General features: G+C 52.7%; 2 protein-coding genes. Both read right to left on the bottom strand.

The window, feature by feature from the left end; translation table 11 throughout:
• Positions 1 to 399: 399 nt before the first annotated feature.
• The gene (locus LN415_09725) at positions 400 to 1,650 is read right to left on the bottom strand and encodes a hypothetical protein (protein ID MCJ2557364.1); all 1,251 of its coding nucleotides are present in this window, start codon (positions 1,648 to 1,650) and stop codon (positions 400 to 402) included.
• Between the two features lie 802 nt (positions 1,651 to 2,452).
• Positions 2,453 to 2,751: hypothetical protein (locus tag LN415_09720; GenBank protein ID MCJ2557363.1), on the bottom strand; the 299-nt coding region annotated here is incomplete at its 5' end.

Below are 2,751 nucleotides of genomic sequence, written 5' to 3'. Positions count from 1 at the left end.
TCTGGGTCATCTGCTCTTGTAGACCGAGAACGCCACCTTCGAACACGGTCTGTAACACCAGTTTGGAGATCGAGGGATGGTATCCAGCAAGAAGGGACTCTGAGAGAGGTGTTATTGCGGTGTATCGAGAACACCGGAAACGGACCGAGAATACACGAGAACGTGATGAGAATATCCTGATGTCCTTGGCGTTCGTTTGCCGCAGAGGCCATCACAAGATCCGCTGAGCAACGCGGCAGGACCCTCCTCGGCAGGCTTTCTGAACTCAGCGATTCCCCCCAGTCCGTGTGGTCAACAGTAAGACCGCCCATCAGGCCAGAAGTTCCACTCGACCCAGAAGGAAAGAGGCTTGGAATTCCCTCCCATTACACACAGAAACGGCATCCCGTGAAGAGAAGCTCAGACCTTTGCGGACCTGAACTTTGACCTCAGGGTGGCATTCTCCCGCTCAAGGTCCTTGATTCGCTGTTCCAGGAGCTTTTGGGTTGCTTTGATATACATCAGTTTTGTTTCCTGTGCATAGAATTCCACAATGTGGCCAGTGGATCTTGCCGTGATGTTGTAGACCTCCTCCTGGACGTTCTTCGAGTAGGCGTTCATAAGGTCTCTGTGGCTCCGGCCCGCCCGCGGATTCATGCAGGCCTGAACCAAAGCTTGCGCAAAGGCCAAGAGCCTCACCCTGTTGGTTCTTGATTCCGCGGCGACGAAATCAAGGAACCCCCTCGCCCTGTCGACTTGTTCCCCGTTCTCCTTGAGCCATTCCTTCTTCTCGCTGACCTCCTGAGTGATCCGATCCAATTCCTGCAATCCTTCCCGAACTCGAGCCTCAACATCCAACGCCTTCTCCTCGAGCATTTCGAGGGTCTTCGCTGTGACGTCTATCTCTTTGTTCAGCTCTTGAAGCTTCACGTGGGCCTCTCGAATCTGTCTTCCGATGACGCTCCTCTTCTCACTGAGCATTGCGATTGTCGCTCCCATGCTCTTTCGTGCATCGGACTCCCTCCTCTGGATATCCACAATGGATTCCCTTTTGGACTTCAACTCCTCCGCTGCCTCCTCTGAAGCCCTCTCGAGGTCGAGTTTGGCATCCACACGGTTTATCAAGTCGATGCAAGCCTCCTCCCAGGACTTCCCTGACCTTTTTATGCGGTCGAGTTCCTTTATGAGTAGCAATACCGCATCCTCGGAAAGGCCGAATTCTGCCACGTTATTGATGGCACTCAGAATCCAAGAGAGGTCCTCCGCCATCAACTTGAACTTGCTCAGTTCCCTGAATATCTCCGGAATGTGACTGACCACATCCTTGCTGAGGTTCAGTGACAGGATCTCCTCAAGGGATTCCCTCATCTCGGAGAAATCGTCTGTGTCTATTCCCACTTTCTCCAGATAGTCGACCAGGTCCAGGATCCAAATGACGATTCCTGCACTCTTTCTCTCCTTCTCCAGCTTCTCCAGGAACTCTCGGATCTGCATCAGGTCCCCGAAGTCCAAGTTGTTCTCACGCATGAGCTCAAAGGAGTCGAGACACTGCTCCAGTATGTCATCCAAGTCCATGTCGAACCTTTCGACGAGACCGGCTGCTCGCAGTCTTGTCCTTTTGGACACCGTGAACCTCGGTAGGTTCCACTGAAGCGATTCGTCTTCCAGCATCTCGTCGACATCATGGGTGTATTTGAAAATGGTCGACTTGCTTCGCCTCACTTTGAATCTTTCCCACGACTTTCGGGCTATTGCGTCGTAGCTATACCCGTATCTTCTCATACTTCGCCAATATCCGATTTCCTCTTCGCTAACCTTGGTCATCTCTCTTTGCCTCCTCTCATTTCTCTTGCTTTGCCGAGTGATGCATTTGCCGCTGGGCATGACCTTGGGCGGAGACCTCATCAAGAGATGTGCGAGATCTCTCGGAGCGATTCTGGATGCTCCACTCTTCTTCTCTTGAGACTAGCGCACCTTGGCTCTCCCGTCTGAGATCGCTCTCCTGCTCGCCTGCAACCATCCTCTTGTCCACAACCTGGCAACGGCAAGTTGAGACATCGATGGTGTGCATCCCTGTTAGCAAATTCACCAGTCGTCCCATCAGGTGAACACAACATCATCCTTCCCGTTTGACACCAAAGGTGTCATTGAGGGAAGGCCAGCCATCATTGCCGAACATAAGGAAGCGGGCCGAACTTGGAATGTGGTCATCGGTGTGGGTTTCTGGGATAGAAGTGAACCATTCCTTGGATACGCGTCGAAGAACGGTGATGACGAGAGCAAAGCATCTCGAAGATCTAGGAACGAGAGAAGGTGAGGCTTGCAGAGTGGCTTGCTGGGAGACACCTGCGAGTGTCCTACAGCATTGTGCTTCACAACCCTTGACCTCCCTGTGTCCCACCGCAGGAGCTCCCGATGTTACGTGGGAAGGATGGCAAGGAGTGGGGAGAGGGATGAAAGTGTCTCGTACTCCCTAAGACCAATTCTCATGGAAACTGGGCGGAAAATGGTTCTTTGCGAATCCCATCAAGTCCAGCCCCTGCTTTGTGAGATGCTCCGGAGAAGGTGCTGGCAGCCCCCACGCGAGTTCCCTGAACTTCTTGGGTTTCTTGGCCAAGTAGAGTTCCTCGTTCAGATTCATCAACATCACCTTTTCAGAGTCGATGTCTTCAATCAACTCATTCACGGCTCCCTTCAGCTGAAAACGAGAAAAGGTGACGCCTCGCGGGGGGATTGAGTCAAGCGTTCTTCTCACTGGCTCGGCAAGCTCAG

The sequence above is a fragment of the Candidatus Thermoplasmatota archaeon genome (genome assembly GCA_022848865.1).
Classification (GTDB): domain Archaea; phylum Thermoplasmatota; class Thermoplasmata; order RBG-16-68-12; family JAGMCJ01; genus JAGMCJ01.
Note: the sequence above shows the minus strand (reverse complement) of the source record. Positions and strands in the feature narration are given on the sequence as shown.